The organism is Actinomadura kijaniata, assembly GCF_014138665.1.
GTDB lineage: Bacteria > Actinomycetota > Actinomycetes > Streptosporangiales > Streptosporangiaceae > Spirillospora > Spirillospora kijaniata.
Genome location: NZ_JACJIA010000004.1, coordinates 610,865 through 633,330 on the forward strand (window position 1 = coordinate 610,865; position 22,466 = coordinate 633,330).

Sequence of the window (22,466 nt, forward strand, 5' to 3'; positions counted from 1 at the left end):
AGCCCGTTATGGGGCATTTTTAAGGATCTGTCCGGTTACCCAGCGCGTCCGGCCCTCCCACGGCGACCTGTGCGGGCACGATCGGCCCCGTGGAACACGGTCCGGACCCGGCCAGGACCGTCTTCGAGGGGGTCGAGTGTCGCGTCGGCATCGACCTTGGAAGTCAGGTGTCCTGTGCGAGGAGCCGTGCCCGGTCCCATCGCCGGGCGGCCAGATCCTCGACGGTGATGAACCAGTACAGGTAGTAGGTGTCCCCGCACCACAGGCGAGTCCGATGATCGGGCATGAACTGGAGTAGGAGCCGCCAACGGGCGACCTCGCGGCGCAACTCGGCCGCACTGCGGTCGGTGCCCGCGAACACCACATGGGCGGCCAGGTCCTCCTCGACCGGTGTCTGTGGTGCGAAGGGGTGGCCACCCACCTGGTGCGTGGCGCGTCCCCACAGGTCGAGCGTGTCCTCGAACTCCTCGCCGTGAAGCGCCCGGCTGGTGGCCTCGTCGGGTGCGCCGAACCGGACGTGCCAGTCCTCCAGATCGGTGGGGTACTGGGGCGCGGTCCAGATGACCGAGGCGGTCAGCGGCTCCGCCTCGATCTGGTGGTGCAGCGCCGCCGGGCCTGGACGGGGCCGTGTCGGCGTGCCCTCGGGGACGTGGACGACCTGGTGCGCGCCCCGGCTGCCGGGATCGTCGTCACCGATGTACGGACTGGAGCTCTCGCACAGTTGCCCGTCGAAGAGGAAGAACAGCAGCCGACCCGACTCCGGGAGCGCGAGTTCGGCGGTGGGCAGCGCGGCGCAGTCAAGGGTCAGCCACAACGACAGGGGGCCGTGCCCGTCCCAGACGGGCCAGGGCGTGTCCGGCGGCAGTGCCGCCTCACCACCGAGGTGGCCCACGATCGCGTCGCCGTCGGCCGCGTGGGCCAGCCGCACGGCCGGTTTCAGCAGGTCGGTCCACTGCCGCGCGACATCGGTGGGAAGGTGCTCGCGAGCGATGTCGGCGAGCCGATTCTTGGAGGACATGGGCGCAATTGTGCAGGCCATCGCGGAGCTTGGGCGGGTGCCCTGTCGAACTCCGGACGAGCCGAAGCCTCGGCCCCTTCAGCGACGAGCCCCACCGCCACTTCGCTTACCCGTTCACGCGGTGGACGGCGAGGCATGACGTGCGCCGGTGCGTGACCCGGGCGCGCTCGACGGGGAGCGGTCACGACCCGTGAGGGGACGCCCTCACCTCCGGACGATCACTTGAGAGGAACGAAGACGATCTCTCAGGACGAGGGGACGCGCCACACGGTCTCGCCGTCGTCCACGTCCGGCGTCGGGTGCAGGCCCAGCTTGCGGGCCACCGCCGCCGACGACGCGTTCTCGGGATGGATGCTCGCGGTGATCTCGGTGACCCCGTGCGCCCGCAGCCAGCCCACCATCGCCCCCGCCGCCTCCGTCGCGAACCCGAACCCCTGGTAGGGCATCCCGGTCACCCACGCGATGGAGGCTTTCAGCGCGGTCGGGGAGGGGGTCACCGTCGCCTGGACGTAGCCGACGGGCTGCTCGTCGCGGCGCCGGAAGATCACCCAGTTGAGCCAGCCCTCCTGATGGAACGGCGCGGGCCCCGCCACCAGCCGCTCGTACCGGGCCCGCAGCTCGTCCCGCGTCAGCGGCTCCCCGCCGATGTAGTCGTGTAGCCGCGGATCGTCCAGCACCTCGGCCATCTCGTCGGCATGATGAACGGCCAACGGCTCCAACCGGAGGCGCTGGGTCTCAATGATCTCCCCGATCGGCCCGAACATCCCCCGACCCTAACCCGCCCAACGACCGCTCCAGCACTACCGCCGAAGAACTCGAACCTCCGCACCGAAAGGACCATGCGCCTACGATCGACCCACACCCACCCCAGAAGCGCGCCCGAAATATCCAACTCTCGCAAGGTGCTCAAAAACCGCGCCCCAACCGAACAAACACCCAGCTCAGCAAGAGTGCTCCCGGCACGCGCGGGGATGGTCCCGGCCTCGATCAACTCCGGGCGCTTGTGAAGCTGTGCTCCCCGCACACGCGGGGGTGGTCCCTGCTGGTAGAGCTGCTGGTAGACGCGGACCTGGCGCTCCCCGCGCACGCGGGGATGGTCCCGACACCGAGTTGATGATCTCGCGCCAGCCGTGGTGCTCCCCGCATGCGCGGGGATGGTCCCGGCGCGGCGATCTGCCTGGCCGCGTAGTCCACATGCTCCCCGTGTATGCGGAGGTTTTCTCCCACGGGATTCTGGATGATGTGCTCAAAGTAGAACGCCCCTCGCTCTGCTGATGCGGAGCGAGGGCGTTTTGTTTTGAGCTAGATGCTCTTGATGAGTGCAGATAGAGCGCAGGCTTCCATGCGGTTGAGGGCCACCACTCCTCCATCTGGATTTTTGCTGTCACGGATGGCAACGGTGTTGGGGGAGGCGGCAACTTCGACGCAATTCGCTCCAGAGTCGTTGCTGTGGGAAGACTTCCGCCATAGCATGCTGCTCAACTCCATCTCTCGTCAATCACCTTTCGAATAAGCGCTCTCGTCTCGCGCGCGTTGTGGGCCTCTGCCTGGAGGGTGGAGAAGACCTCGCTCACGAAGGCTACATCGTCGACTGCTGTCGACGTCTCACCCCCGTAAGCCTTGTCTGTGTAGACGACCTGGGAGTTGTCGCCCAGCGTAGCGATAGCGAACGTTCCCCATAGATTCCGGACGTGGATCGTCGGGAGGACCTGAACGTTGATGTTGCTGTGCTGCGATAGGTCCAAGAGATGGTGCAGCTGGTCGCGCATGACGTCTGGCCCGCCGAGTTCTCGGTAGAGGACGCTGACATCCATGACGACTGAGACGGTGGGTGGCGGATCGCGTTGGAGGATCTCCTGTCGTCTCATGCGAGCCTTCACTGCCTCCTCGTCTGAGAGCAGGGCGCGGGCGTACCCCTCGGTTTGAAAGAGGCCGTAGACAAGCCGCTCTTCGTAGCCGCGCAGCATCGTGGCCGTGTGCTCTGCTTTTGGGAAGCTGAGAAAGAATTTTGGGTATTTGTTCTTCTTTATGTTGTCCAGAAGCTCTTCCCAGGCTTCTATCAAGCGGCCTTCCGCGCTGAGAGCGTGATCGAGGCGGCGGGCGAAGTCGGCACGGCATCGGGTCGTTCCCGCCTCGACTTGCCCGACGTAGCCGCGCGTGACGTTGACCGTGTCCGCCGTTTCGGCCTGGGTCAGCCCTTTGGCGAGCCGGAGGCGCTTCACCTCTGCGCCGAAGGTGAGCAGCTCGGCGGGGATCTTGCTGACCGGCATGTGGCTCCTTTGATCATGCTCGCTAAGAGCTCGCTATTGCTCGTGTACTGCACGCTTTCTGGAGCTGTCCTGGTAACGGTATGGCTTCCCGTGCGTGGATGGAGGTCGGTTACGAGAAATCAACCGGGAGTCACAAGGCAAAGGCAGCGGCCATGATCGATAAGGGTGTCAATCCGCCTCCGGTGGCTACGGCCGAACCGTCCGTTCTGGTGCTTACCTCCGTTCCGGAGGCGATCAAATCTGCACGGGATTTCGCGCGGGGGTGGCTGGAGGCCAAAGGCGTGGATCGCGCGGCGGTGCAGGTGGCGTTGCTGGTGGTGTCGGAGCTGGTCACCAACGCCTACAAGCACGGCAGCGCGCCGGGCGAGGTCATCTCCGTTCGGCTGTACCTGTCGGCGGACGGGCCCGTGGTGGAGGTGCGGGACGGCAGCCGCGCCGAGCCGTGCGTTCGGCCGCTGTCGTTGGAGTGCTTCTCCGGACGAGGACTGGCCATCATCTCCGAGCTCACCGCCGGATGGGGCTTCCGGCACCTGGCCTCCGGGGGCAAGGCCGTCTACGCCGTCCTGAACGGGGGCGCGGCATGACGCCTCGTGACGTTCTGCTCGTGCTCCTGCGGCAGTGGTTCCCCCGGTGGGACATCTGGATCTGCGATCGAGGGGTGTGGCGGGCGGCCGGGTTCATGCTGATCAGCGCCTCCAGCGTCGAGGGGCTGTTGGAGCACCTGGCCGGGACCGATCCCGAAGCGTTCGATCAGGCCGCGCGGACGTTCGCAGGGCGTGCGGCGTGAGCAGCGACCAAGGGGACACATGGTGGGACGAGGAGGCCGAGACGTTGCGTCTGGTGGCGTTGGTCGGGGCGCTTCGGAACGTGGGCTCGCCGCTGCACGCCTCGCTTCTCACTCCCAGGGACGCCGCTCCGCATCTGGAGGTGGCGTACGTGGACGCCCGCGTTCAGAACGTCGTGGACGTGAGCACGTTCGGCGGCTGGTTCGTCTGCGCGTTGGGAATGGTGTCCGCTACCGACACGGTGGTCGCGGCGCGTTGGCTGGCCGGGGCGCTGGCCGTCCCGCAGCCGGGACGGGCCCGCTAGAGGTCGCGGGTCCACACGCCCCGGGAGTGCTGGCGCGGGTCCAGCCACAGCCACGGCTGGGAGTGGCGGAACGGCAGGTCCGTGCCCGGCTGCCAGGGGAACAACCCGCTTTCGTTCGACCACACCACCTGGAGGAACGGCAGCGGCGGACGCCGGTAGAACGACACCGCCCCCGGCATCATCACCTCGTACCACCGGGTGTCCACCGTCCGGAACGCCACCTCGCGGTCGCGCACCACGCCGGAGCGGCGGTCCCCGTCGGAAGGGACGTCCCCCTCGGTCGTCTGGCGGCCCAGGCTGTTGAGGGACTCCTCCATCTCGTACACGTCGCCGCCGAACATCGCCAGCTCCGGGGCCCGCAGGCTGTGCCACAGCCCGATCGTGTACGCCCATCCCGGACGGTGCTCCTCCGGCTGCACCAGCACCACGCTCCAGCCGTACTGGGTGATGTGCACGATCGTGCGCAGCAGGAAGTTGTCCATCCGGTCGCGGTCGCCATAGTCGTGGTCGAGCACGCAGTGGCACGTAGGGCGACCCTCGGTCATGGGCACCACTTTACGATCTTCCAGGCGGCCTGGAATGCGGATATGCGCTTCCGAGGGTCCCGAGGACATAACGGAAAGTGCACGATGCGACCGTGGTCGTGCCCGGCGTTCGCGAGGGGCAGACCAGAAGACCGGGGTTGTCGGCCGGGGAACGCAGATGGCTTCCGGGGCGGGGACCAGGCGGCGTTCGGTCAGGCCCAGCGGACGCACAGCGCATCGACCTCTGCCATCAGCCCGGCGGACGTTCGGGAGCGATCCGGAACGTCTCGCTCCCGAACGCGAAGCGGCGGGACGTCGCTGCCCCGCCACTCGTGGTCACCGGGTGTCCGTTCCCAGGTCGGTGAGGCTGACGCGGCCGACCAGGAGTTCGTTGCCAGACGCCTGGCGCGTGCAGGATCTTCCCGCCGGGTGCGCCCGGCATACCTCGGAAGGTCTGGTCGAGACGTGCCGGGGCGTCTGGATCGTCGGTGGAAACCGAGGTCGGTGGAGGGCGAGCCCTCACGGCTCCCGATCCAGAGGTGATCAACGGCGGCGGCGGAGCACCCACAGGTCGGCGGCGGAGATGATCGCGACGACCACGCCCAGCGCCACCAGCGTCCAGGCCGCCGCGCCCCCGCCCGGGGACCGTTCCCCCCAGAACGCGCAGGCCACCGCCAGCGCCACGCCGACGATCAGGCCGACCGTGGCGAACGCCGTTCGCGTCCGCAGCGCGCTGCGGGCCGTCATCGGCTCGGCGCCGGACCGCCGTCGCCTGTTCATGCTGCTCATACCGGGTTTCCTTCCCACCGGACGGCCCGGGGACCCCGGGCGAATGGCCCGCGTGGGCGCGGGTACGCGTCCGAGACCGGGGGCAAGGAACGAGCAGAGACCAGGGGGCGAGATCATGTCGCGACCCGGAAGCCACGAGCACGACACCAGGCGCGAGCGGCGGGAGGGCGGGGGCATGCGTCCCCGCGCCGCCACCGGCCGCGCCGGGGGACCGAGGGGGGACACGTCGTGAACGAGGTCGAGGAAGTCCTGGGCTCGGCCCTCCCGCTGGAGGTCGAGGCCGATCTCGATCCGCTGCTGGAACGCGTCGGCGACGCCCGCTGCGTGCTGCTGGGGGAGGCCAGCCACGGCACCCACGAGTACTACGCGTGGCGGGCGGCGCTGACGCGGCGGCTGGTCGCCGAGAAGGGGTTCTCGTTCGTCGCGGTCGAGGGGGACTGGCCCGACTGCTGGCAGGTCAGCCGTAGCGTGACCCTCGCCGGGGACGCGCCGGAGGACCCGGGGGAGGTGCTGGACGGCTACCGCCGCTGGCCGACGTGGATGTGGGCCAACCGGGAGACCGTGGACTTCTGCCGCTGGCTCCGCGACCACAACGCCGGGACGGGCGACCGCGTCGGTTTCTACGGCCTGGACGTCTACAGCCTGTGGGACTCGCTGCGCTCCGTCATCGGCTACGTGTCCGAGCGCCGCCCCGAGTACGTGGAGACGGCGCTGGCGGCCTACCGCTGCTTCGAGCCGCACGGCGAGGATCCCGGCTCCTACGCGCTGGTCCCCGGCGGCTGCGAGGACGAGGTGCTGGAGCTGCTGACCCGGCTGCGCCGTCCCGCCGAGGGCGCCGAGGACCTGAACGCCCGGCAGAACGCCGAGGTCGCCGCGGGCGCCGAGCGCTACTACCGGGCGATGATCGTCGGCGGTCCCGAGTCGTGGAACGTCCGCGACGTCCACATGGCCGACACCCTGGACCGGCTGCTGGACTTCCACGGCGCCGGGGCGCGGGCGGTGGTCTGGGCGCACAACACCCACATCGGCGACGCCCGCGCCACCGACATGGCGGCGGCCGGGATGGTGAACCTGGGCCAGCTCGCCCGGGACCGGCACGGCCGGGACGCGGTCGTCGCGGTCGGGTTCGCGGGCGGCTCCGGCGAGGTGATCGCCGCGCCGCGCTGGGGCGGGACGATGGAGACGATGGCGGTGCCCGCGCCCCCTCCCGGGACGGTGGAGGCGCTGCTGATGGGGACGGAGCTGGCGCGGGCCCTGTTCGTGTTCTCCGACGGGCCCGACGCGGCCTGGCCGCGGGAGCGGCGCGGCCACCGCGCGATCGGCGTCGTCTACGACCCGGGCCGCGACCGGCGCAACTACGTGCCCACCGTGCTCGCCGAACGCTACGACGCGCTGTGCTGGTTCCGGCGGACGTCCGCGCTGGACCCGCTGCATCTGGAGGCGGCCCGCCGGGGCGAGCTGGAGACGCTGCCCAGCGGCGTCTGAAGGGGTCAGGGGCGCAGCACCAGCGTCCCGCCCTCGGCGACGACCGGCGTCCCGACCCGGCGGAGTGTGTCGGCGAGCCAGCCGGCGTCGGCGGGCGCGGCGCGTTCGAGCCGCATCCGCCGCGCCCGCAGCACGGCGATCCGCAGCTCGGCCAGCGCGCCGGTGCCCGGGGTGAGCGAGGCGAGGTACAGGGGGCGCAGGTCGTCGCGGTACTCCTCGTACCCGGTGATCCCCTCGTAGTCGTCGATGAGGTCGCCGCACCCGTACAGCACGAGCCGGCCCCGGTAGACCTCGATCGGGCGGGGGTGGTGGGAGGAGTGCCCGTGCACGACGTCCACCCCGCCGTCGACCAGCGCGTGCGCGAACCGGACGTGCTCGCCGGGCACGTGGTGGCCCCAGTTCGACCCCCAGTGGACGGACGCGACCACGACGTCCCCGGCGCGCTTGTCCCGCCGGACCCGTTCGGTGATCGCGCGGGCCCAATCCTGGGACGGCTCCGGGACGAACGCGACCCCCGGCCGCCCCGGCCCGGCGGCCCACCCGGCCGGGATCCCGCTGGAGGCCATGCCGAACGCGAACACCAGCACCCGGCCGCTCCCGGCCGGGACCGCGGCGGGCCGCCGGGCCTCCCGCTCGTCCCGGCCCGCCCCGGCCCACGCCAGGCCGGCGCCCTCCAGCGCCGCGAGCGTCTCGACCAGGCCCTGGACGCCGAAGTCCATGACGTGGTTGTTGGCCAGCACGCACACGTCGGGCCGGCCGGCGGCCAGGCACGGCAGGTTGCCGGGGCTCATCCGGTAGTGGACGGCCTTGCCGGGCGCGAACGTCCCGCCCCGGGTGATCGCGGTCTCCAGGTTCACGATCCGGGCGTCCGGCGCGGCCTCCTCCAGCACGCGCAGCGCCTCGCCCCACGGCCGGCGGAACCCCACCGGCCGCGGGATCGGCCCGTGCGCGGCCTCGGCCAGCCGCACGTACGTCCGCGCGTCCCGCACGTACGCCTCGCGCAGCGCGGGGTCGCCCGGCCGGGGCAGGATCTGGTCGACGCCGCGCCCGAGCATCACGTCGCCGCCGAGGGCCACCGTGATCGTCGCCGTTCACCTCCAGGCCGACCCCGTTCCCCGGTGGCGGGCCCCCATGCGGGTGACCGGCGTCCGGTCACCCGATCCTGCGGGTGTAGACGACGCGGTCGACCAGGCGCTCGGCCTGGCCGGGCGGGGTGAAGTAGAGGTCGAACGTCGGGGTCCTCCCCAGGGTGATCACGGTGCGCATGGGGATGGTCCGGCCGCGGTACCCGGGCCCGAGGATGCCCGGGTCGGTGAACTCGCCGGGGATCGACAGCACCGAGGGCGTGCCGGTCACGGGCGCGCCCCGGTAGGTCATCGCGGTGGGGGTGACGCTGTCGAAGGTGGTCCACTCGTAGCGGCGGTCGATGGTGGAGAAGCCGAGGACCCCGGTCCGGTGGTAGCGGTCGCCGCCCAGGGTGCCGTCGGTCCGCTCCTCCAGGAACCGGCCGCCGGTCCTCCTCATCCACCGGGTGCGGACGACGATGTCGCGGGAGACCACCGGCCGGCCGCCACCGAGGACGTAGTTGGTCTTGACGGCCTTCCACGTGCCGACCAGCGGGTCGAGGAGGCGGTGGTAGGGGCCCGGGTCGAGGTCGCCGGCGGGGGCGGGGGCCGCCGCCGTGGCCCCGGCCAGGGCGGGCCGGTCGGGCGCGGCGGCGGCGACGCCCGCCGCGCCGGTCAGCGCGACGAGGAGGGTGGCGGTCGCCGGGAGGGTGAGCCTCCTCGGCGACGCCGGCCAGCGGCGGGTCACAGCGTGGCGGAGAAGTGGGCGGCGGCGGTGTCCGCGGCGGTGGTCACCTGGGGCTCCTGGTCGTAGAAGTCGAACTGGTCGCCGGTGGTCCACACGAACTCCCCCGGGCCCGCCAGCGCCTCGTGGAAGCGGCGCGCGCCCTCGGGGATGGCGGCGTCCTCGCTGTGCACCAGCACCGTCGGGACGGTGACGCGCGGGGCCAGCGCGATGGAGTCGAAGGTCAGCCAGTTCTCCCAGGCCATCACCGCGAACCGGTTCGGCCAGGCCGGGATGCCGCCGCGGTCGGGGTTGAGATAGAAGTCGATCTCCATCGGCATCGCGGCGCGCGGGTCGGTGCCGCTGACCACCGGCACGTACTCGACCTCCCCGGTCTCCTCGAACCGGGCGCGGGCGGCGGCGGCCTCCTTGCGCCGGGCGGCCACGCCCTCGGCGCCGCCGTAGACCTCCGCGCAGATCGCGCCGTCGTGCAGCCAGGGCGCGACCAGCGCCAGCGAGCGGACGCGTTCGTCGGCGACGGCCGCCGCGCTCATGTACATCGCCGCCGCGCACACCCCCAGCGCGCCCAGCCGGCCGGCGTCCACCTCCGGGCGCCCGGCCAGGAAGTCCAGGGCGTGCCGGAGGTCGCGGACCTTCAGCTCGGGCGACTCGTAGTCGCGGGGCTCGCCCTCGGACTCGCCGTAACCGGTGAAGTCGAACGACAGCGCCGCGTGCCCGCGGTCGGCCAGCCGTTCGGCGTACCGGTCGGCCATCAGCTCCTTGACGCTGGTCCAGGTCCCGGCGACCACGACGCCGGGGGAGGGGGACGGCGCGTCCGGCAGGAACAGGTTGCCGGTGAGGGTGACGTCACCGGAGGGAAAGGTCACCTTGCGCTTGGTCGTCATCGGGTTCTCTCTTCGGTCGTCACGGGTCAGTTGGCGTAGGTGAGGTCGGCCCTGGTGATGGCGGAGCCGGAGACGGTGAAGGCGTAGTGGGCGGCGAAGCCGCCGGAGCCGCCGGGCGCGAAGGTCACCAGGAGCTTCTGGTAGCCGTCCCGGCGCTCGACGACGCCCCGCACGGTCAGCGCGCCGCCGATGACCTCCCGGTCGGCCCAGCCGCGGATGGCGTCGCGTCCGGCGAAGCGGCGGCCGACGTCGACGACCTGCCCGTCAGGGGCGAACGCCTTGGTCAGCGCGTCCAGGTCCTTGCCGTTGACGGCGTCGACGTAGGCCGCCACCGGCGGCAGCAGCGCGCTTCGCGGGACCGCCGAGCCGGTGGCCGCCGGGCTCGCGGACCGCGCGGCGGCCGGGGCGGGGTCCGGGTCGTCCCCGGCGCATCCCGCCGGCATCGGCCACGCCGCGGCGGCCAGGGCGGCGGCGCCGACGCGGCGCCGCACGGCCCCGGCCGTCGTCGCGGCCATCAGGCGGATCCGCCGCGCGAGGCCCGCGCCAGCAGCTCGTGGTTGCCGTCGGCCCAGGTGGCCGTCATCACCACGCCGTTGATCAGCCAGCCGTCGCCGTCGCGGACCAGGTCGAACCGGTAGGTGCCGCCCAGCGTCCACAGCGGCGAGCCGAACGGGGTGGCGAGCCGGTGCGTGGCCTGGAAGGAGGCGGTGCACACGGCGGTGTCCCCGTCGACGGTCACCAGGTGGTTGGTGACCAGGTGCTGGGTGGCGTCGAAGGCGCCCAGCGTCCGCGACCAGGCGGCCACCAGGTCGTCGGCGGGGAGGGTGACGGGCTCGCCGCCGTTCAGGCTGGTGTAGTCGAGCCGCACCCGGTCGGTGAACACCGACCTCAGCGCCTCCCACTCCCGCTGGTCGGCGTGCCAGGCCATTCGCGTGCAGGTCTCGATGACGTCCAGACGTTCCATGATCGAGATCATCGTGGGCGGGAGGGGCGGCCCGGCAGTCCCATCGGCTGCACACGGCGCTGCATGTTCCTGCACGCCCCGGGTCCGGCGCGCCTCAGAGCCAGCCGCGTTCCCTGGCCAGCAGCGCGATCTGGAAGCGGGTCCGGGCGCCGAGCCGGGTCCGCAGGTCGGCGACGTGGGCGCGGAACTTGCGGACCGACATCGCCGCCGACCGCGCCGCGGCCTCGTCGGTGTCCTGGTGGACCAGGGCGTGCAGCACGCGCCGCTCGGCGGGCGACAGCGGCAGGTCGTCCAGGTCGCGGCCGCGTTCCCACATGCCCTCGAAGACCTCCACCAGCAGCGCGGCGATCCCCGGCTGGCGGACCTGCACCGCGCCCGCCGCCGGGCGGCAGGGGTCGGCCTGGACGAGCACCACCGCCCGGTTGACCACCGCCACCCGCCGCACCGGCTCGAAGGTGACCCGGTGCAGGTCGCCGAGCGCGTGCCGCCGCCGGCCGCGGCGCGCCTGGTCGGCGTCGTCCAGGACGCCCGCCGGGCACAGGGTGCGGCTGCGCAGCCCGCGCGCCAGCAGCGCCCGGAGCCCCTCGTCGGCGAGGGTCCCGTCCTCGCCGACGACCCGCGTCCTCAACTGGAGGAGCTCGCCCGGCTCGTCGTCCAGCAGCGCCCGCACGCGGCGGACGACGGCCGGGGCGTCCGGCAGGTGCTCGACGAGCTGGACGGGACGGCCGCTGCGCTGCTCCTCGGCCAGCTCCGTCAGCACGGTCCAGGCGAGGGCGAGGCCGCCGAGCTGCCGCTGCGCCCGCTCGACGCGCCGCCGCACCAGCAGGTCCACCGCGGCCGCCGGCGGGACCGGGGCGAGACCCTCGTCCACCAGGCCCAGCGTCCGCAGCTCGGCGACGACGGGCCACGCGTCCGGCCGGACCGTCGCCCGCGGGTCGCGCAGCAGGAGCCGGTACACCCGCTCCTGCTCGGCCGTCAGCCCCAGATCGGTCAGACTCACCTTCACCTCCGACGGTCGTCCCCGGGGTCCGTCCTCCCTTATGACGACGGGACGACCATCCGCGTGACAGCGGCTCGCGGGCCCGGCGCTCCGCGGCGTGATCGTCGTCGGCAGCATGCCTCCGTCCGGTGCCGGGACTCCACGCGCGGAAGGTCACATTGACGCCGCCGGGCCCTCCGGGGTAGCCGCGGCGCGCCGCCAGGCCCCCTCCGTCAGCAGGCGCAGGCCGTTGAGGCCGACCAGGACGGTGGAGCCCTCGTGCCCGGCGACGCCCAGCGGCAGCGGCAGCGTCCCGGTCAGGTCCCACGCGACCAGGCCGGTGATGAACACGCCCGCGATGACGAGGTTCTGCACGACCAGGCGCCGTGCCCGGCGGGACAGGGCGACGACGGCGGGGACGGCGGCGAGCTCGTCGCGCACGACGACGGCGTCGGCGGTCTCCAGCGCCAGGTCCGAGCCCGCGCGGCCCATGGCGACGCCGGTGTGGGCGGCGGCCAGCGCCGGGGCGTCGTTGACGCCGTCCCCGACCACCAGGACCCGGTGTCCGGCGGCCTCCAGCTCCCGGACGGCGGCGACCTTGTCCTCGGGCAGCAGCCCGGCGCGCACGTCGGTGATGCCGGCCAGGGCGGCCAGCCGGGCGGCGGCGCGCGGGTTGTCCCCGGTGACCAGCACCGGGGCGGTGGCCGTCAGCGCGCCGAGGGCGGCGACGGTGGCGGCGGCGTCGGCCCGGAGGCGGTCGGCGATGCCGAGCACCCCCGCCGGGACGCCGTCGACCTCGACCACGACCGCGGTGCGTCCCCGTTCCTCCAGCTCCGCGACCACCGGCCCGGCGGCCCGGCCGGCGGCCGGGGCGCCGACCGCGACGGCCCGGCCCTCGACGGTCGCGCGGACGCCCACGCCGGGGGCGGAGGTGAAGCCGTCCGCCGCCGGGACGCGCAGGCCGCGGTCGCGGGCGGCGTCCACGACCGCGCGGGCCAGCGGGTGCTCGCTGGGGTGCTCGGCCGCCGCGGCCAGCCTCAGCAGCTCCCGCTCGGTCAGCCCCGACCCGGGCAGGGGACGGACGTCGGTGACCTTCGGGGCGCCCTCGGTCAGGGTGCCGGTCTTGTCCAGCGCCACCGCGTCGATCCGCCCGAGCCGCTCCATGACCACGGCCGACTTCACCAGCACGCCGTGCCGCCCGGCGTTGGCGATGGCCGACAGCAGCGGCGGCATGGTGGCCAGCACCACCGCGCACGGCGACGCGACGATCATGAAGGTCATGGCCCGCAGCAGCGTGGACCGCAGGTCGTCGCCGAGGGCCAGCGGGACCGCGAACAGCGCGAGGGTGGCGGCGACCATGCCGACGCTGTAACGCTGCTCCACCTTCTCGATGAACAGCTGGGTGGGGGCCTTGGTCTCGGACGCCTCGGCGACCATGGCCACGATCCGGGCGATGACGGTGTCCGACGGGTCCCGCTCCACCCGCACCCGCAGCGCCCCGGTGCCGTTCAGGGTCCCGGCGAACACCTCGTCCCCGGCCCGCTTGTCCACCGGCAGCGGCTCGCCGGTGATGGTGGCCTGGTCGACCTCGCTCGCCCCGTCCAGCACCCGGCCGTCGGCGCCGACGCGCTCCCCGGGCCGGACCAGGACGGTGTCGCCGACCCGCAGCCGTTCGGTGGGGACGGTCTCCTCGGCGCCGTCGCCGGACAGCCGGGTCGCGGTGGCGGGGGCCAGGTCGAGCAGGCCGCGCACCGAGTCGGCGGTCCGCGCGGTGGCCACGGCCTCCAGCGCACCGGAGGCCGCGAAGATGACGATCAGCAGCGCCCCGTCCAGCACCTGGCCGATCGCCGCGGCGCCCAGCGCGGCCAGCACCATCAGCAGGTCCACGTCCAGCGTCCGGTCGCGCAGGGCCTTCAGCCCCGACCAGCCCGGCTCCCAGCCGCCGGCCGCGTAGGCCAGCGCGAACGGCGGGGCCCACGTCCAGGCGGGGGCGTCCAGCAGGTACGGCGGCAGCGCGAGCAGGAACAGCGCCAGCGCCGCGGCCGCCCAGCGGACCTCGGCAAGCTCGAAGATCCGGGTGCGGTGCCGCGCCGTCACGTCGCGGGCCGCGGCGGCGGGGGCCGCCGTCGGGCGGGTCAGGGCGGAGGACATCGGGCAACGGATCCTTTCCGGACGGCGACAGGGTCGACCGCCCGGACAATAGCAGGAACAGTTGAACAATGATTCATGTGTTCATCAAAGTACAATGCGCGCATGGGTCATGGAGCCGCACCACCACCGAGCAGCGCCCCGCGCACCCGCCTGGACGCGGCCAGCGCCGCCAAGGTGGCCACCGCGCTACAGGCGCTGGCCACCCCCTCGCGGCTGCTGATCCTCGCCCGGCTGCGCGAGGGACCGCTGGCGGCCACCGAACTGGCCGCCGAGGTCGGCATGGAGCAGTCCGCCTGCTCCCACCAGCTCCGCCTGCTGCGCACCCTCGGCCTGGTGGTCGGCACCCGCAGGGGCCGCCAGGTGCTGTACTCGCTCTACGACGACCACGTCGCCGAACTCATCGACCAGGCCATCTACCACGTGGAACACCTGCACCTCGGCATCAACGACCCCACCCGCCCCCCCGACCGCGACTAGACGGTGTTTCGAAAGCCCTGGCCCACGGCACCCGCCTGGAGGCTCGCTTCTCGCCGGGTCTCGGCGAGCGCGACATCGCTTCGCGATCTGACCGCGCCCCGGAAGGGCGCTCCCGCCTCACCGGCTGGGGCGCGCGCCACGCGCGGTGGCCGGGGCCCTTTCGTGACAGGTCCGTCCGCGACAGGCCCGGGGTCCTGTCGTCGAAGTAGGTGCGATCGTTCCGCTGACGGACGCTGTTCGACGATGTGAATCGTCGCCCGCGGGTCGACCGATGCCGAGTGGGAGTTGCCGGAGCCATTGCCGCTGCGGCAACGGACGGGACGGCCACGGGTCAGAAGGGGGCGGCCTGCCCGGCCGGTGGACGCGACAACCACAAGGTCACTTCCTGCAAGGACGTCGTCCGGGTCGTGGTGTCCGGGCGCCTGGCGGATTCCTGCTGCGGCGACGAGGCTCCGGAGGCCGGGGACGGGCCGCCGGCACAGGTGACCGGGGCGGGTCGGATGCCGGGCATCACCTGCGTGTCGTTCCCCGCCATCCGGGCTCTCGGTGCGATGGACCGGTCAGGCGGTGGCGGGGGCTCGGCGCAGGGCGAGGGTGGAGGCGGTCGCGGCCAGAAGCCAGATCGCCGGGCCGGACAGGCCGCCGATGACGTCCACGTGTCCAGGCAGGACCATCACCATGAGGAACGCCGCGTCCACGGTTCCGAGGGTGAGGAGATTGAGCCAGTGACCGCGGCGGCTGTTCAGCCGGTTCATCGTGAGCGCGACCGCGATGGCCTGCGCGCCGAGGAGGGTGGCGCACAGGAAGAACATCAGGGCCTCGGCCTGTGCCTCGCCCCGCGGGGACTCTGCCGAGAGCCCGTCGGCCATCATCGTGACGCCCAAGCCCAGATGCAGCACGCCCCACAGCACGTACAGCGCCGTGGCGGCGGCCGTCCATCTGCTCACTCCGCTATATTGCTTCACGATGTGAAATATACACGCCGAGAACCATTGGAGAAAGATGGACGCCTCCCCGCAGGAGCGAGCAGTCGTGAACGGTGTCCTACGCGCGATCCGTGAGCTGCACACGGAGACCGAGGCCCTGTTCGACGCGGTCGCCGAACGCTACGGGCTCAACCGCAACGACCTGCGCTGCCTGGAACTCCTCCAACGGGAGGGCGAGATGCGCGCCCAGCGGCTCGCCGTCCTGAGTCATCTCAGCCCCGCCGCCGTCACCAAGGTCGTCGATCGCCTGGTCGCGGCCGGGTACGCGACCCGCAGGCAGAGCGCCGAGGACCGCCGCGCCCAGATCATCGGCGTGTCCGAGCGGCACGCCGACCTCCGCGCCGTGATCTGGGACCCGGTCCACGACGACGCGGTCGCCGTCCTGGAATCGGTGAGCCCGCAGGAGCTGCACGCCGTGGCCTCGGTTATCCACCGGCTCGCCGAAGTGAACCGGACCCACGCGCTCCGCAACTCCGCCTCCCCGGAGGGGGACACCGGAGATCGGCCTGGCGGCGCGGCAGCCCCTGGACGATGAGGAACCCCGCCGCCTCGGCCTCGTGGACTGTGCCGAACCAGTCATCCCGGCTGTCGGGGTCCGCCGGTACCGAGTCGGCCATGCGACCGCTCGGGGACACCAGGGCGGTAGCGGGGAACCCGGCGTCCTGCCCGGCCTCGCCGATCGGGGCGCGTGGCGACCCGGTAACCGGTAAGGACGTAGCCGGATTCCCTTGCTCCGTCTTCAGAACGGCCGGCCGGGGAGGCGATGGCCGGGCCGCACGAGACCGATGGGAGCGCGCCATCATGGCTCGTCCGACCCGGCTGCAGGTGGGCCGTGTCGGTGTCAGCGCAGTTTCGCGGTATCGGTGGGGAGCGCGATCTGGCCCGTGACGAATTCGCTCCAGAGGCCGAAGCGGAGACGTGCACCGGGACGTGCCGTGGTCTCGGCGAAGCCGACCGGGCGCCCGTCGACCATGCGTGTGGCGCCGAAGGAGAGCTCGAAGCGGGCTGTTCCCGCGCGCTGCCCTGGCGGGACGGGCGTGGGCGGCACGATCTCGTCCAGTGCCCAGCGATGGGCCCGGCGGTACGGCGCGGAGACCTGTTCGAAGGTCTGTTCCAGGACCATGCCGGCTTCCGGGATCACGACCAGGGCGCCGCGCATTCCATCGACCTGGCTGTTGAACAGCAGGACGTCCTGCTGTGCTCCGTCGAACGCGGTCAACCGGCCGGAGCCGACCTGGGAGCCCGGCGGGCATGCCCGCACGCCCTCGTCGTCGATGATCGTCCTCGCACAGGTCGGGAACGCCTCGGGATTGAAGCTGATCGAGCGGTCGAACAGGAAGACGAACCGGCGCGCGGCGGCGGGCACGGTGTTCTGGGAGGTCCGGCTGCGGCGGTCGAAGGCGATGGTGATGCTGCGTCCCGCGTTCCGGGTGGTCTGCACGGTGATCGTGTCCAGGTTGCGGGGGCCGGTGACGTCAGGCTCGTGGGGCCGCAGTGGGCCGCCGGGCGCGGGGTCGGGGAACGGGCTCGCCGACGCCGTGGAAGCGGTTCCGGCGAAGACGAGGGTGGTGGCGGTGGCGGTAAGAACGAAACCGGCGCGCTTGAATCGCATGTATTCCTCCGAGTCGGCGTGTATCGGCAACCCAAGTTGATCAATTCGTGCCGAAAGGCGGCATAAAGAGAGTCAATTCACTGCGCTTCTTCATCCCACGATCAGCGCCCCGTCGGCGATAAGCGGAGTCGAGACCGGTGCCGCGCGCAGCGCGGAAGTGTCCTCGGTATGACTTCGTACTGGACACGGCCAGACGGCTGCGTATCAAGGAACGCTTTCCCGGTTCGGTGTCCCTGGATGCGGGATCAGAAGTCGGGATCGTTGAGGTCGCCGTGGCCCGCGTCCAGTCCCAGCGGTACGGTGACAACTCTGATCGGCAGGGGGAAGTCCAGGACGAGGATGCCCCAACCCCAAGTGGTCAGCCCCGTGTCGAGGCGGGGGAGCTCGAACGGCCGATCGTCATTGCGGAGGTGATGGTTCCGGGGGCCGCGAGCAGATCGCGGCACATGACGGCGGCGATGGTCGATTCCGAGGCGGTCACCCCGCTGCCGGAGTGGCCGGGATAAAGCGCTCCAGACTCGTTCCAACCTTGTTCTCGGCCGTACGGATCGGCCCGCCCTCCAGGAGTTCGTCCATAACCGTTCGCAGGTCACCCCGGCTCGGAAGGGAAAAGCGATGTGCTCGCCACGGCGGACGTCCGTTTATCGGCCTTGGAAGATGATCTCCACGCGCCGGTTCTCGGCGCGGCCCTCGGGATTGTCCTCGCCGTTCCTGGTGTTGGGCTGGACCGGCTCGGCTTCGCCCCGGCCGATCGCCTCGATCCGGAGCGCTCCGGCGGCGCGGGTGAGTTCGGCGCGGACGGATTCGGCGCGGCCCCGGGACAGTCGCATGTTCTCCGTCTCCGTCCCCAGCGAGTCGGTGTGGCCGATGACGCGTACGGTGCCGGTGGCGCCGCGCAGGCGTCCGGCGACCGCGGTGATCGCGGTACGGGCGGCCGGGGTGAGGTCGTGCTCGCCGAACTCGAAGAGTACGTCGGCGTTGATGCGGAGGGTGGTGGTCGAGCCGTCGGTGCGTTCCCGCCGGAGCGGGACGATCGAGGCGACGAGGTCGATGCCCTGGATCGCCCCCGCGTGGTCCAGGGCCTGAACGGACTCGGCGATCTCCCCGTCGGTCGGCTCCGGGGCGGCGGTGACCGACGCGGGCGCGACCACGGTGCCCAGGAGGACCGCCGTCGCGAGGCCTCGGGCGCGACGGCTCACCGGGTCACCGGAACGTTGCGGAACGGGGCCCACTGCCCGAACGAGACGTCCACGGCGCGCACGGATTCGGGCGGCGCGGCGAAGGTGTAGGTCTGCACGTTGGGTTGGCCGTTCCTCACCTTGTCGAAGATGTGGTGCGGCTGCAACTGCCGCTCGCCCGCCCTGACGACTCTGTGGCGCTTGAGATTGACGGTGTCCAGGAGAGCGACGTCGGGGGCGCTCCTGCCATTGAGCTGAGAGACGCTGACCTGGTCCGATCCCGCGTTGCGGGGGGTGAGTACCAGGGTCAGGTGGGCGAGCCGGCCGGAGACCCTCAGCTCGATGATGCCGATCTCCAGGGTGGCGCCGTCGGCGATGGGCGAGCCGAAGGTCTGGCGTGCGATCACCCGGTCGGTGTCGACGGTGCCGACCGTGCCGCCGGGCGGCCGGGCGCCGGGGTCGCGCCCCGGCTCCTCGGCGTCCCGGCCCGTGCCGAGGCAGCCGGTCAGGCTCATGGCGGTGACCACGGCGACACCCGCGGTTCTTCGCGCGCTGCGCATGCGTGCTCCTTGTGGTGATGCCGTCGGATCGGGGACTCAGCGGTCGGGGTAGCCCAGCGCCCGCCGGCACAGTTGCAGGAGGAGGGCCCGCGTCGCCTCCTCTTCCTCGCGGCTGTGTTCGCGGGAGAAGAGCATGTACCAGTTGCGCTCGCACATGTAGGTCAGCGTGATGCACATGGTGCGGGCGTCTCCCAGGTCGGGCACCAGGCCCGCGGCTCTGTCCCGTTCGAGCGCGGCGGCCTGGACGTCGGCGGCCCCTTCGAAGAAGCGGCGCCAGGTCTCGCGCAGTGCGGCGTCGCGCCCGGTCTGGTCGATGATCGCGCACAGCAGGCCGCTGTTGTGCCGCCACCACTCGGCGAAGCCGGAGATCACCTCTTCGAGGATCTGTTCGAGTCCCCGGTCGGCGTGCACGGTGAGGATGCCCATCGCCGACTCGATCGTGCGGTCGAGCGCGGCTCTGACCACCGCGTCCTTGTTGTCGAAGTAGAAGTACACGGCGGCGCGCGACAGTCCGGCGCCCGCGGCGATCTGCGCGAGGTCGATCTCGGCCAGGGGCTTGACCCTCATCAACCGTTCGACGCTGTCGAGCAGGGCGATCTCCTGCCGGTCGCCACGGCTCATCCGCGGTCGCCTGCGCCCCGTCCCGGCCACGGGCTCGGATGAGTCCGGAGCTGCTTCGGATGCCAAGTCACACCTTCTGAATCGAGAAACGGCCACGCGGCCCCGCTTCCGGGCCGACGTCGGTGAACCCCGCGGTCACCGCTTTCAACACATCGTCTGTTATTCTCGACAAAGTGTCAAACAGTCTCGCTGACACGGCGCCCAAGCGGCGCCGGGCGACTCCAGATGCTGATCACGATCGACCATCGAGGAAGCGTTGACCTACGACGATGACAGGAGCCGGCGGCATGGACGCTCTGCGGCCTGACGATCCGCAGCGCATCAGGGAGTACCGGCTACTGGGACGGCTTGGTGCGGGCGGTATGGGCCGCGTCTATCTGGGGCGCTCGCCGCGTGGCCGGATGGTCGCGGTCAAGGTCGTGCATCCGGAGTTGGCCCGCGATCCCGATTTTCGCCGTCGTTTCCGCCATGAGGTAGCCGCTGCGCGGCGTGTCGGTGGCAGGTGGACCGCTCCGGTACTGGACGCCGACACCGAGTCGCCCGCGCCCTGGGTCGCCACCGGCTACGTGCCCGGCCTGGACCTCCAGCAGGTTGTCGAGCGGCACGGACCGCTGCCCGCCGCGTCGGTGCTCACGCTGGCCGCCGGGCTGGCCTGGGCGCTGCGGGCGGTGCACGGGGCCGGGTTGATCCACCGCGATCTCAAGCCGTCCAACGTGCTGGTCACCATCGGCGGGCCGCGCGTCATCGACTTCGGCATCGCCCGGTCGGTGGACGCCTCAGTGGCCACGCGCACCGGCGCGCTGATCGGCTCGCCCGGGTTCATGTCGCCCGAGCAGGTGCGCGGGCAACCGCTCACCCCGGCCAGCGACGTGTTCTGCCTGGGTGCGGTGCTGGCTTTCGCGGCGACCGGGCGGCAGCCGTTCGGCACGCCGGAGGGCGGCCCGCACGCGCTGCTGTTCCGCGTCGCCTCCGAGCCGGCCGACCTGACCGGCCTCACCGGCGACCTGCGCGACCTGGCCGAACGCTGCCTGGCCAAGGAACGGACCGCCCGGCCGGACCTCGTGGAGATCCTCGACGCCGTCGGCGAACCCGGCGACGAGCCGTGGCTGCCCGCCACCGTGGCCGCTGATCTGGGCCGCCACGCCGCCGCCCTGCTGGACCTGGAAGACCCCGGGCAGCCTCCCACCCCCGCGCAGGAGCGCACGGGCCCCGCGTCCCCTCCTGCGCGGCAGCACGCGGCTACCGTGCCGCCGCACGGCCCGCCGCCCGGCATGGTCGGCCCCACGGTCCGCACCCCCTCCGCGTGGCGTTCGGGTGGGCCGCTCTACCTCGGAGTCGGGGCCGCAGTGACGGCCGTGGTGGCGCTCACCATCGGGCTGGCGGCGACGAGTGGCGGCGGCAGCGGCCACAACAGCCACGGGAACCCGTTGCTGAGCGGCGGAGACACCCCACCCCCCGCCAAGAGCACCACTCATCCGACCAAGGACATCGTGCCCGCCGAGCTGGTGGGTACCTGGGAGGGCATGGTCCGCACCGACTCCGGCAGCGCGGAGTGGCTGCAGCGGGTCACCGTCACACAGGGACGTGCGGGGCGGAACGTCGCGCGGATACGGATGGCCGACGAAGACCAGTTGTGCGAGTTCACCGCGACCCTCCTGTCGAGCGGTCCGTCGATCTCGCTGAGGACCTCCCTGCTCCGCTCCCTGCCCGCGGGATATTGCGGCGGCGGCATGGACCAGACGATGACCGCCAACGCCGACGGCACCGTCCACTGGGCTTCGAAGAGGCTCCAGGGCACCCTCACCCGCGTCAGGGCAACGGGTATCCCGCAGCGTTACCTGGGGCGCTGGTGGGGAGAGACCGGAGAGCCCGGCAAGACGGTGCGCCGCGACTTCGACCTCGCCGCGGGGGCGGTCGGCGAGGAGAACGTCACGATCCGCCTGTACAACGAGGAGGTCGCCTGCGAGACCAAGGGGATGCTGGTGTCGGCCGAGAAGGACATCATGGTCTTCACCACGCGCCTGGTCCGGCAGGACAAGGGGACGTGCACTCTCAACTCGATGCACTACCTGACCCCGGCCGACGACGGCCTGGTCTGGCGGATGCCGAAGAAGAGGCTGCAGGCGCCCGAGCCCCTGCAACGCGGATGACGGCGGGCGCGGAACTCATACCGGGCTGAAGACCTTACGGCTTCCGCACCGTGACCGCCGACCCGATCTTCACGCCCCGTTCGACACCCGCCGGTAGACGCCCCGGACCTGTTCGGGTCCGGGGCGTCTTCTTGGTCGGGGGGGTCAGTTTCCGGACGTGGTCTTGGCGTTGATGCCGGCGATGCGGTTGTGCTGGTCGAACTCGACGTCGATCGAGAAGTCCGGGCTGGTGATCGCGAGCCTGGTGCCCTCGGGGTCGAACGCGGCGCCGAGCCCCCGTCCCCGGGCGTAGCCGTACAGCGCCCGCCGGTGGTCGTGGAGCGGCAGCTCGGCCAGCGACTGCTGGAGGACGCGCATCACGCGCGGGAAGGCCGGCGGCGGCAGCCGGAAGTCCGGGTGCTCGATGAGGAACGCGGCGCGCGTGCCCCCGCCCACCTCGGCGTGGTAGGAGGTCCAGGAGCCCGACACGACCTTGGCCGCGTCCAGCAGCAGCGCGGCGACGCGGGCCGGCTCGAACGCCGGTTCGGCGGGGCCGCCGGGCACCGCGCCGAACGGGACCTCCGCCGAGGCGAGCTCGGGGATCCCGTGCTGCCGCCCGAAGTCCCGCACCCGCGCCGACAGCTCGGTCAGGGGCTCGGGGTAGTCGGTCGGGTTCGCCCAGGCCCACAGCCACGACCCCGGGCCGGGGGCGGCGCTGCCGAGCAGGTGGACGCGGCTGCAGGTCAGGTCGCGGTCGCCCGTGAAGACGAACCGCTGCTCCCGCAGGTCGACGTTCCAGCTGTGCGAGCCGATGACCTCCCCCAGGTGCAGTTGGTGTTCCAGGGAGAGGATCGCCGCGTCGTCGAGGACGTCGGCCAATGTGATCGTTGCGGACATGACGGGCGATCGTAGTGGACCGCGGTGACGGCCGCGGTTCGCGG

Annotated in this window: 26 protein-coding genes; 7 read left to right on the forward strand and 19 right to left on the reverse strand. The window is 72.0% G+C overall.

Annotated elements, in window-relative coordinates:
• Positions 1-163: 163 nt before the first annotated feature.
• From HNR61_RS18830 to HNR61_RS18845, 4 genes are all read right to left on the reverse strand, one after another.
• Positions 164-1,018: a DUF1963 domain-containing protein gene (locus HNR61_RS18830; RefSeq protein WP_182844433.1), complete on the reverse strand. Its 855-nt coding sequence runs from the start codon at positions 1,016-1,018 to the stop codon at positions 164-166.
• Between the two features lie 245 nt (positions 1,019-1,263).
• A complete protein-coding gene (locus HNR61_RS18835; protein WP_182844434.1) occupies positions 1,264-1,782 on the reverse strand; it encodes a GNAT family N-acetyltransferase in 519 nt (172 codons plus the stop codon).
• 538 nt (positions 1,783-2,320) lie between these two features.
• Positions 2,321-2,506: a DUF397 domain-containing protein gene (locus HNR61_RS18840; protein ID WP_182844435.1), complete on the reverse strand. Its 186-nt coding sequence runs from the start codon at positions 2,504-2,506 to the stop codon at positions 2,321-2,323.
• The gene (locus HNR61_RS18845; RefSeq protein ID WP_182844436.1) at positions 2,497-3,288 is read right to left on the reverse strand and encodes a helix-turn-helix domain-containing protein; all 792 of its coding nucleotides are present in this window, start codon (positions 3,286-3,288) and stop codon (positions 2,497-2,499) included. The genes HNR61_RS18840 and HNR61_RS18845 overlap by 10 nt, the downstream gene beginning before the upstream one ends.
• Positions 3,289-3,440: 152 nt before the next feature.
• Between HNR61_RS18845 and HNR61_RS18850 the strand changes: the two genes are divergently transcribed.
• The 3 genes from HNR61_RS18850 to HNR61_RS18860 are packed head-to-tail and all read left to right on the forward strand — an operon-like array spanning position 3,441 to position 4,377.
• A complete protein-coding gene (locus HNR61_RS18850; protein ID WP_246443157.1) occupies positions 3,441-3,872 on the forward strand; it encodes an ATP-binding protein in 432 nt (143 codons plus the stop codon).
• On the forward strand, positions 3,869-4,075 hold the full coding sequence (locus tag HNR61_RS18855; RefSeq protein ID WP_067831874.1) for a hypothetical protein: 207 nt from the start codon (positions 3,869-3,871) through the stop codon (positions 4,073-4,075). The genes HNR61_RS18850 and HNR61_RS18855 overlap by 4 nt, the downstream gene beginning before the upstream one ends.
• Positions 4,072-4,377 carry a hypothetical protein gene (locus tag HNR61_RS18860; protein WP_182844438.1) on the forward strand — a complete coding sequence of 102 codons (306 nt, stop codon included), beginning with the start codon at positions 4,072-4,074 and terminating at the stop codon, positions 4,375-4,377. Before HNR61_RS18855 ends, HNR61_RS18860 begins: the two co-directional genes overlap by 4 nt.
• On the opposite strand, the gene HNR61_RS18865 is transcribed toward HNR61_RS18860, so the two are convergent.
• Together HNR61_RS18865 and HNR61_RS18870 are read right to left on the reverse strand one after the other, a co-directional pair.
• Positions 4,374-4,922, reverse strand: a complete 549-nt coding sequence (locus HNR61_RS18865; RefSeq protein WP_182844439.1) for a DUF4262 domain-containing protein — start codon at positions 4,920-4,922, stop codon at positions 4,374-4,376. The genes HNR61_RS18860 and HNR61_RS18865 overlap by 4 nt on opposite strands.
• 522 nt (positions 4,923-5,444) lie before the next feature.
• Positions 5,445-5,690: a DUF6343 family protein gene (locus tag HNR61_RS18870; RefSeq protein ID WP_182844440.1), complete on the reverse strand. Its 246-nt coding sequence runs from the start codon at positions 5,688-5,690 to the stop codon at positions 5,445-5,447.
• A gap of 228 nt (positions 5,691-5,918) precedes the next feature.
• Here HNR61_RS18870 and HNR61_RS18875 point away from each other — a divergent pair, with 228 nt between their 5' ends.
• A complete protein-coding gene (locus HNR61_RS18875) occupies positions 5,919-7,175 on the forward strand; it encodes an erythromycin esterase family protein (RefSeq protein WP_312897965.1) in 1,257 nt (418 codons plus the stop codon).
• 5 nt (positions 7,176-7,180) lie between these two features.
• Here the strand turns inward: HNR61_RS18875 and HNR61_RS18880 are convergent, their stop codons facing one another.
• The 7 genes from HNR61_RS18880 to HNR61_RS18910 all read right to left on the reverse strand — a co-directional run bounded on the left by HNR61_RS18880 (position 7,181) and on the right by HNR61_RS18910 (position 13,962).
• The gene (locus HNR61_RS18880; RefSeq protein ID WP_312897966.1) at positions 7,181-8,251 is read right to left on the reverse strand and encodes a CapA family protein; all 1,071 of its coding nucleotides are present in this window, start codon (positions 8,249-8,251) and stop codon (positions 7,181-7,183) included.
• 76 nt (positions 8,252-8,327) lie between these two features.
• Positions 8,328-8,987 carry a DUF1579 family protein gene (locus tag HNR61_RS18885; protein WP_182844441.1) on the reverse strand — a complete coding sequence of 220 codons (660 nt, stop codon included), beginning with the start codon at positions 8,985-8,987 and terminating at the stop codon, positions 8,328-8,330.
• Positions 8,984-9,868 carry an alpha/beta hydrolase gene (locus HNR61_RS18890; protein ID WP_182844442.1) on the reverse strand — a complete coding sequence of 295 codons (885 nt, stop codon included), beginning with the start codon at positions 9,866-9,868 and terminating at the stop codon, positions 8,984-8,986. The genes HNR61_RS18885 and HNR61_RS18890 overlap by 4 nt, the downstream gene beginning before the upstream one ends.
• 26 nt (positions 9,869-9,894) lie before the next feature.
• Positions 9,895-10,383, reverse strand: coding sequence for a nuclear transport factor 2 family protein (locus HNR61_RS18895; RefSeq protein WP_182844443.1), 489 nt, complete (start codon positions 10,381-10,383; stop codon positions 9,895-9,897).
• Positions 10,383-10,832, reverse strand: a complete 450-nt coding sequence (locus tag HNR61_RS18900) for a nuclear transport factor 2 family protein (RefSeq protein WP_220509473.1) — start codon at positions 10,830-10,832, stop codon at positions 10,383-10,385. Before HNR61_RS18900 ends, HNR61_RS18895 begins: the two co-directional genes overlap by 1 nt.
• A gap of 94 nt (positions 10,833-10,926) precedes the next feature.
• Positions 10,927-11,832, reverse strand: a complete 906-nt coding sequence (locus HNR61_RS18905; protein ID WP_182844445.1) for a helix-turn-helix domain-containing protein — start codon at positions 11,830-11,832, stop codon at positions 10,927-10,929.
• 153 nt (positions 11,833-11,985) lie between these two features.
• Positions 11,986-13,962: a heavy metal translocating P-type ATPase gene (locus tag HNR61_RS18910; RefSeq protein ID WP_182844446.1), complete on the reverse strand. Its 1,977-nt coding sequence runs from the start codon at positions 13,960-13,962 to the stop codon at positions 11,986-11,988.
• A gap of 102 nt (positions 13,963-14,064) precedes the next feature.
• Here HNR61_RS18910 and HNR61_RS18915 point away from each other — a divergent pair, with 102 nt between their 5' ends.
• A complete protein-coding gene (locus HNR61_RS18915) occupies positions 14,065-14,439 on the forward strand; it encodes an ArsR/SmtB family transcription factor (protein WP_182844447.1) in 375 nt (124 codons plus the stop codon).
• Between the two features lie 560 nt (positions 14,440-14,999).
• Here HNR61_RS18915 and HNR61_RS18920 read toward each other — a convergent pair.
• Positions 15,000-15,386 (reverse strand): hypothetical protein, encoded by a 387-nt coding sequence (locus tag HNR61_RS18920; RefSeq protein ID WP_220509474.1) that lies wholly within the window; start codon positions 15,384-15,386, stop codon positions 15,000-15,002.
• Positions 15,387-15,471: 85 nt separating this feature from the next.
• On the opposite strand from HNR61_RS18920, the gene HNR61_RS18925 reads away from it, so the two are divergent.
• The gene (locus HNR61_RS18925; protein WP_182844448.1) at positions 15,472-15,960 is read left to right on the forward strand and encodes a MarR family winged helix-turn-helix transcriptional regulator; all 489 of its coding nucleotides are present in this window, start codon (positions 15,472-15,474) and stop codon (positions 15,958-15,960) included.
• A gap of 306 nt (positions 15,961-16,266) precedes the next feature.
• Here the strand turns inward: HNR61_RS18925 and HNR61_RS18930 are convergent, their stop codons facing one another.
• The 4 genes from HNR61_RS18930 to HNR61_RS18945 all read right to left on the reverse strand — a co-directional run bounded on the left by HNR61_RS18930 (position 16,267) and on the right by HNR61_RS18945 (position 19,396).
• Positions 16,267-17,037, reverse strand: a complete 771-nt coding sequence (locus HNR61_RS18930; RefSeq protein WP_220509475.1) for a hypothetical protein — start codon at positions 17,035-17,037, stop codon at positions 16,267-16,269.
• A gap of 641 nt (positions 17,038-17,678) precedes the next feature.
• On the reverse strand, positions 17,679-18,236 hold the full coding sequence (locus HNR61_RS18935; RefSeq protein ID WP_182844449.1) for an OmpA family protein: 558 nt from the start codon (positions 18,234-18,236) through the stop codon (positions 17,679-17,681).
• The gene (locus HNR61_RS18940; protein ID WP_182844450.1) at positions 18,233-18,775 is read right to left on the reverse strand and encodes a hypothetical protein; all 543 of its coding nucleotides are present in this window, start codon (positions 18,773-18,775) and stop codon (positions 18,233-18,235) included. The genes HNR61_RS18935 and HNR61_RS18940 overlap by 4 nt, the downstream gene beginning before the upstream one ends.
• A 36-nt stretch (positions 18,776-18,811) precedes the next feature.
• Positions 18,812-19,396 carry a TetR/AcrR family transcriptional regulator gene (locus HNR61_RS18945; RefSeq protein WP_182844451.1) on the reverse strand — a complete coding sequence of 195 codons (585 nt, stop codon included), beginning with the start codon at positions 19,394-19,396 and terminating at the stop codon, positions 18,812-18,814.
• Between the two features lie 287 nt (positions 19,397-19,683).
• On the opposite strand from HNR61_RS18945, the gene HNR61_RS18950 reads away from it, so the two are divergent.
• On the forward strand, positions 19,684-21,546 hold the full coding sequence (locus HNR61_RS18950) for a serine/threonine-protein kinase (RefSeq protein WP_182844452.1): 1,863 nt from the start codon (positions 19,684-19,686) through the stop codon (positions 21,544-21,546).
• 144 nt (positions 21,547-21,690) lie between these two features.
• Here HNR61_RS18950 and HNR61_RS18955 read toward each other — a convergent pair whose 3' ends face one another.
• Positions 21,691-22,422: a DUF6882 domain-containing protein gene (locus tag HNR61_RS18955; RefSeq protein WP_182844453.1), complete on the reverse strand. Its 732-nt coding sequence runs from the start codon at positions 22,420-22,422 to the stop codon at positions 21,691-21,693.
• Positions 22,423-22,466 lie beyond the last annotated feature (44 nt).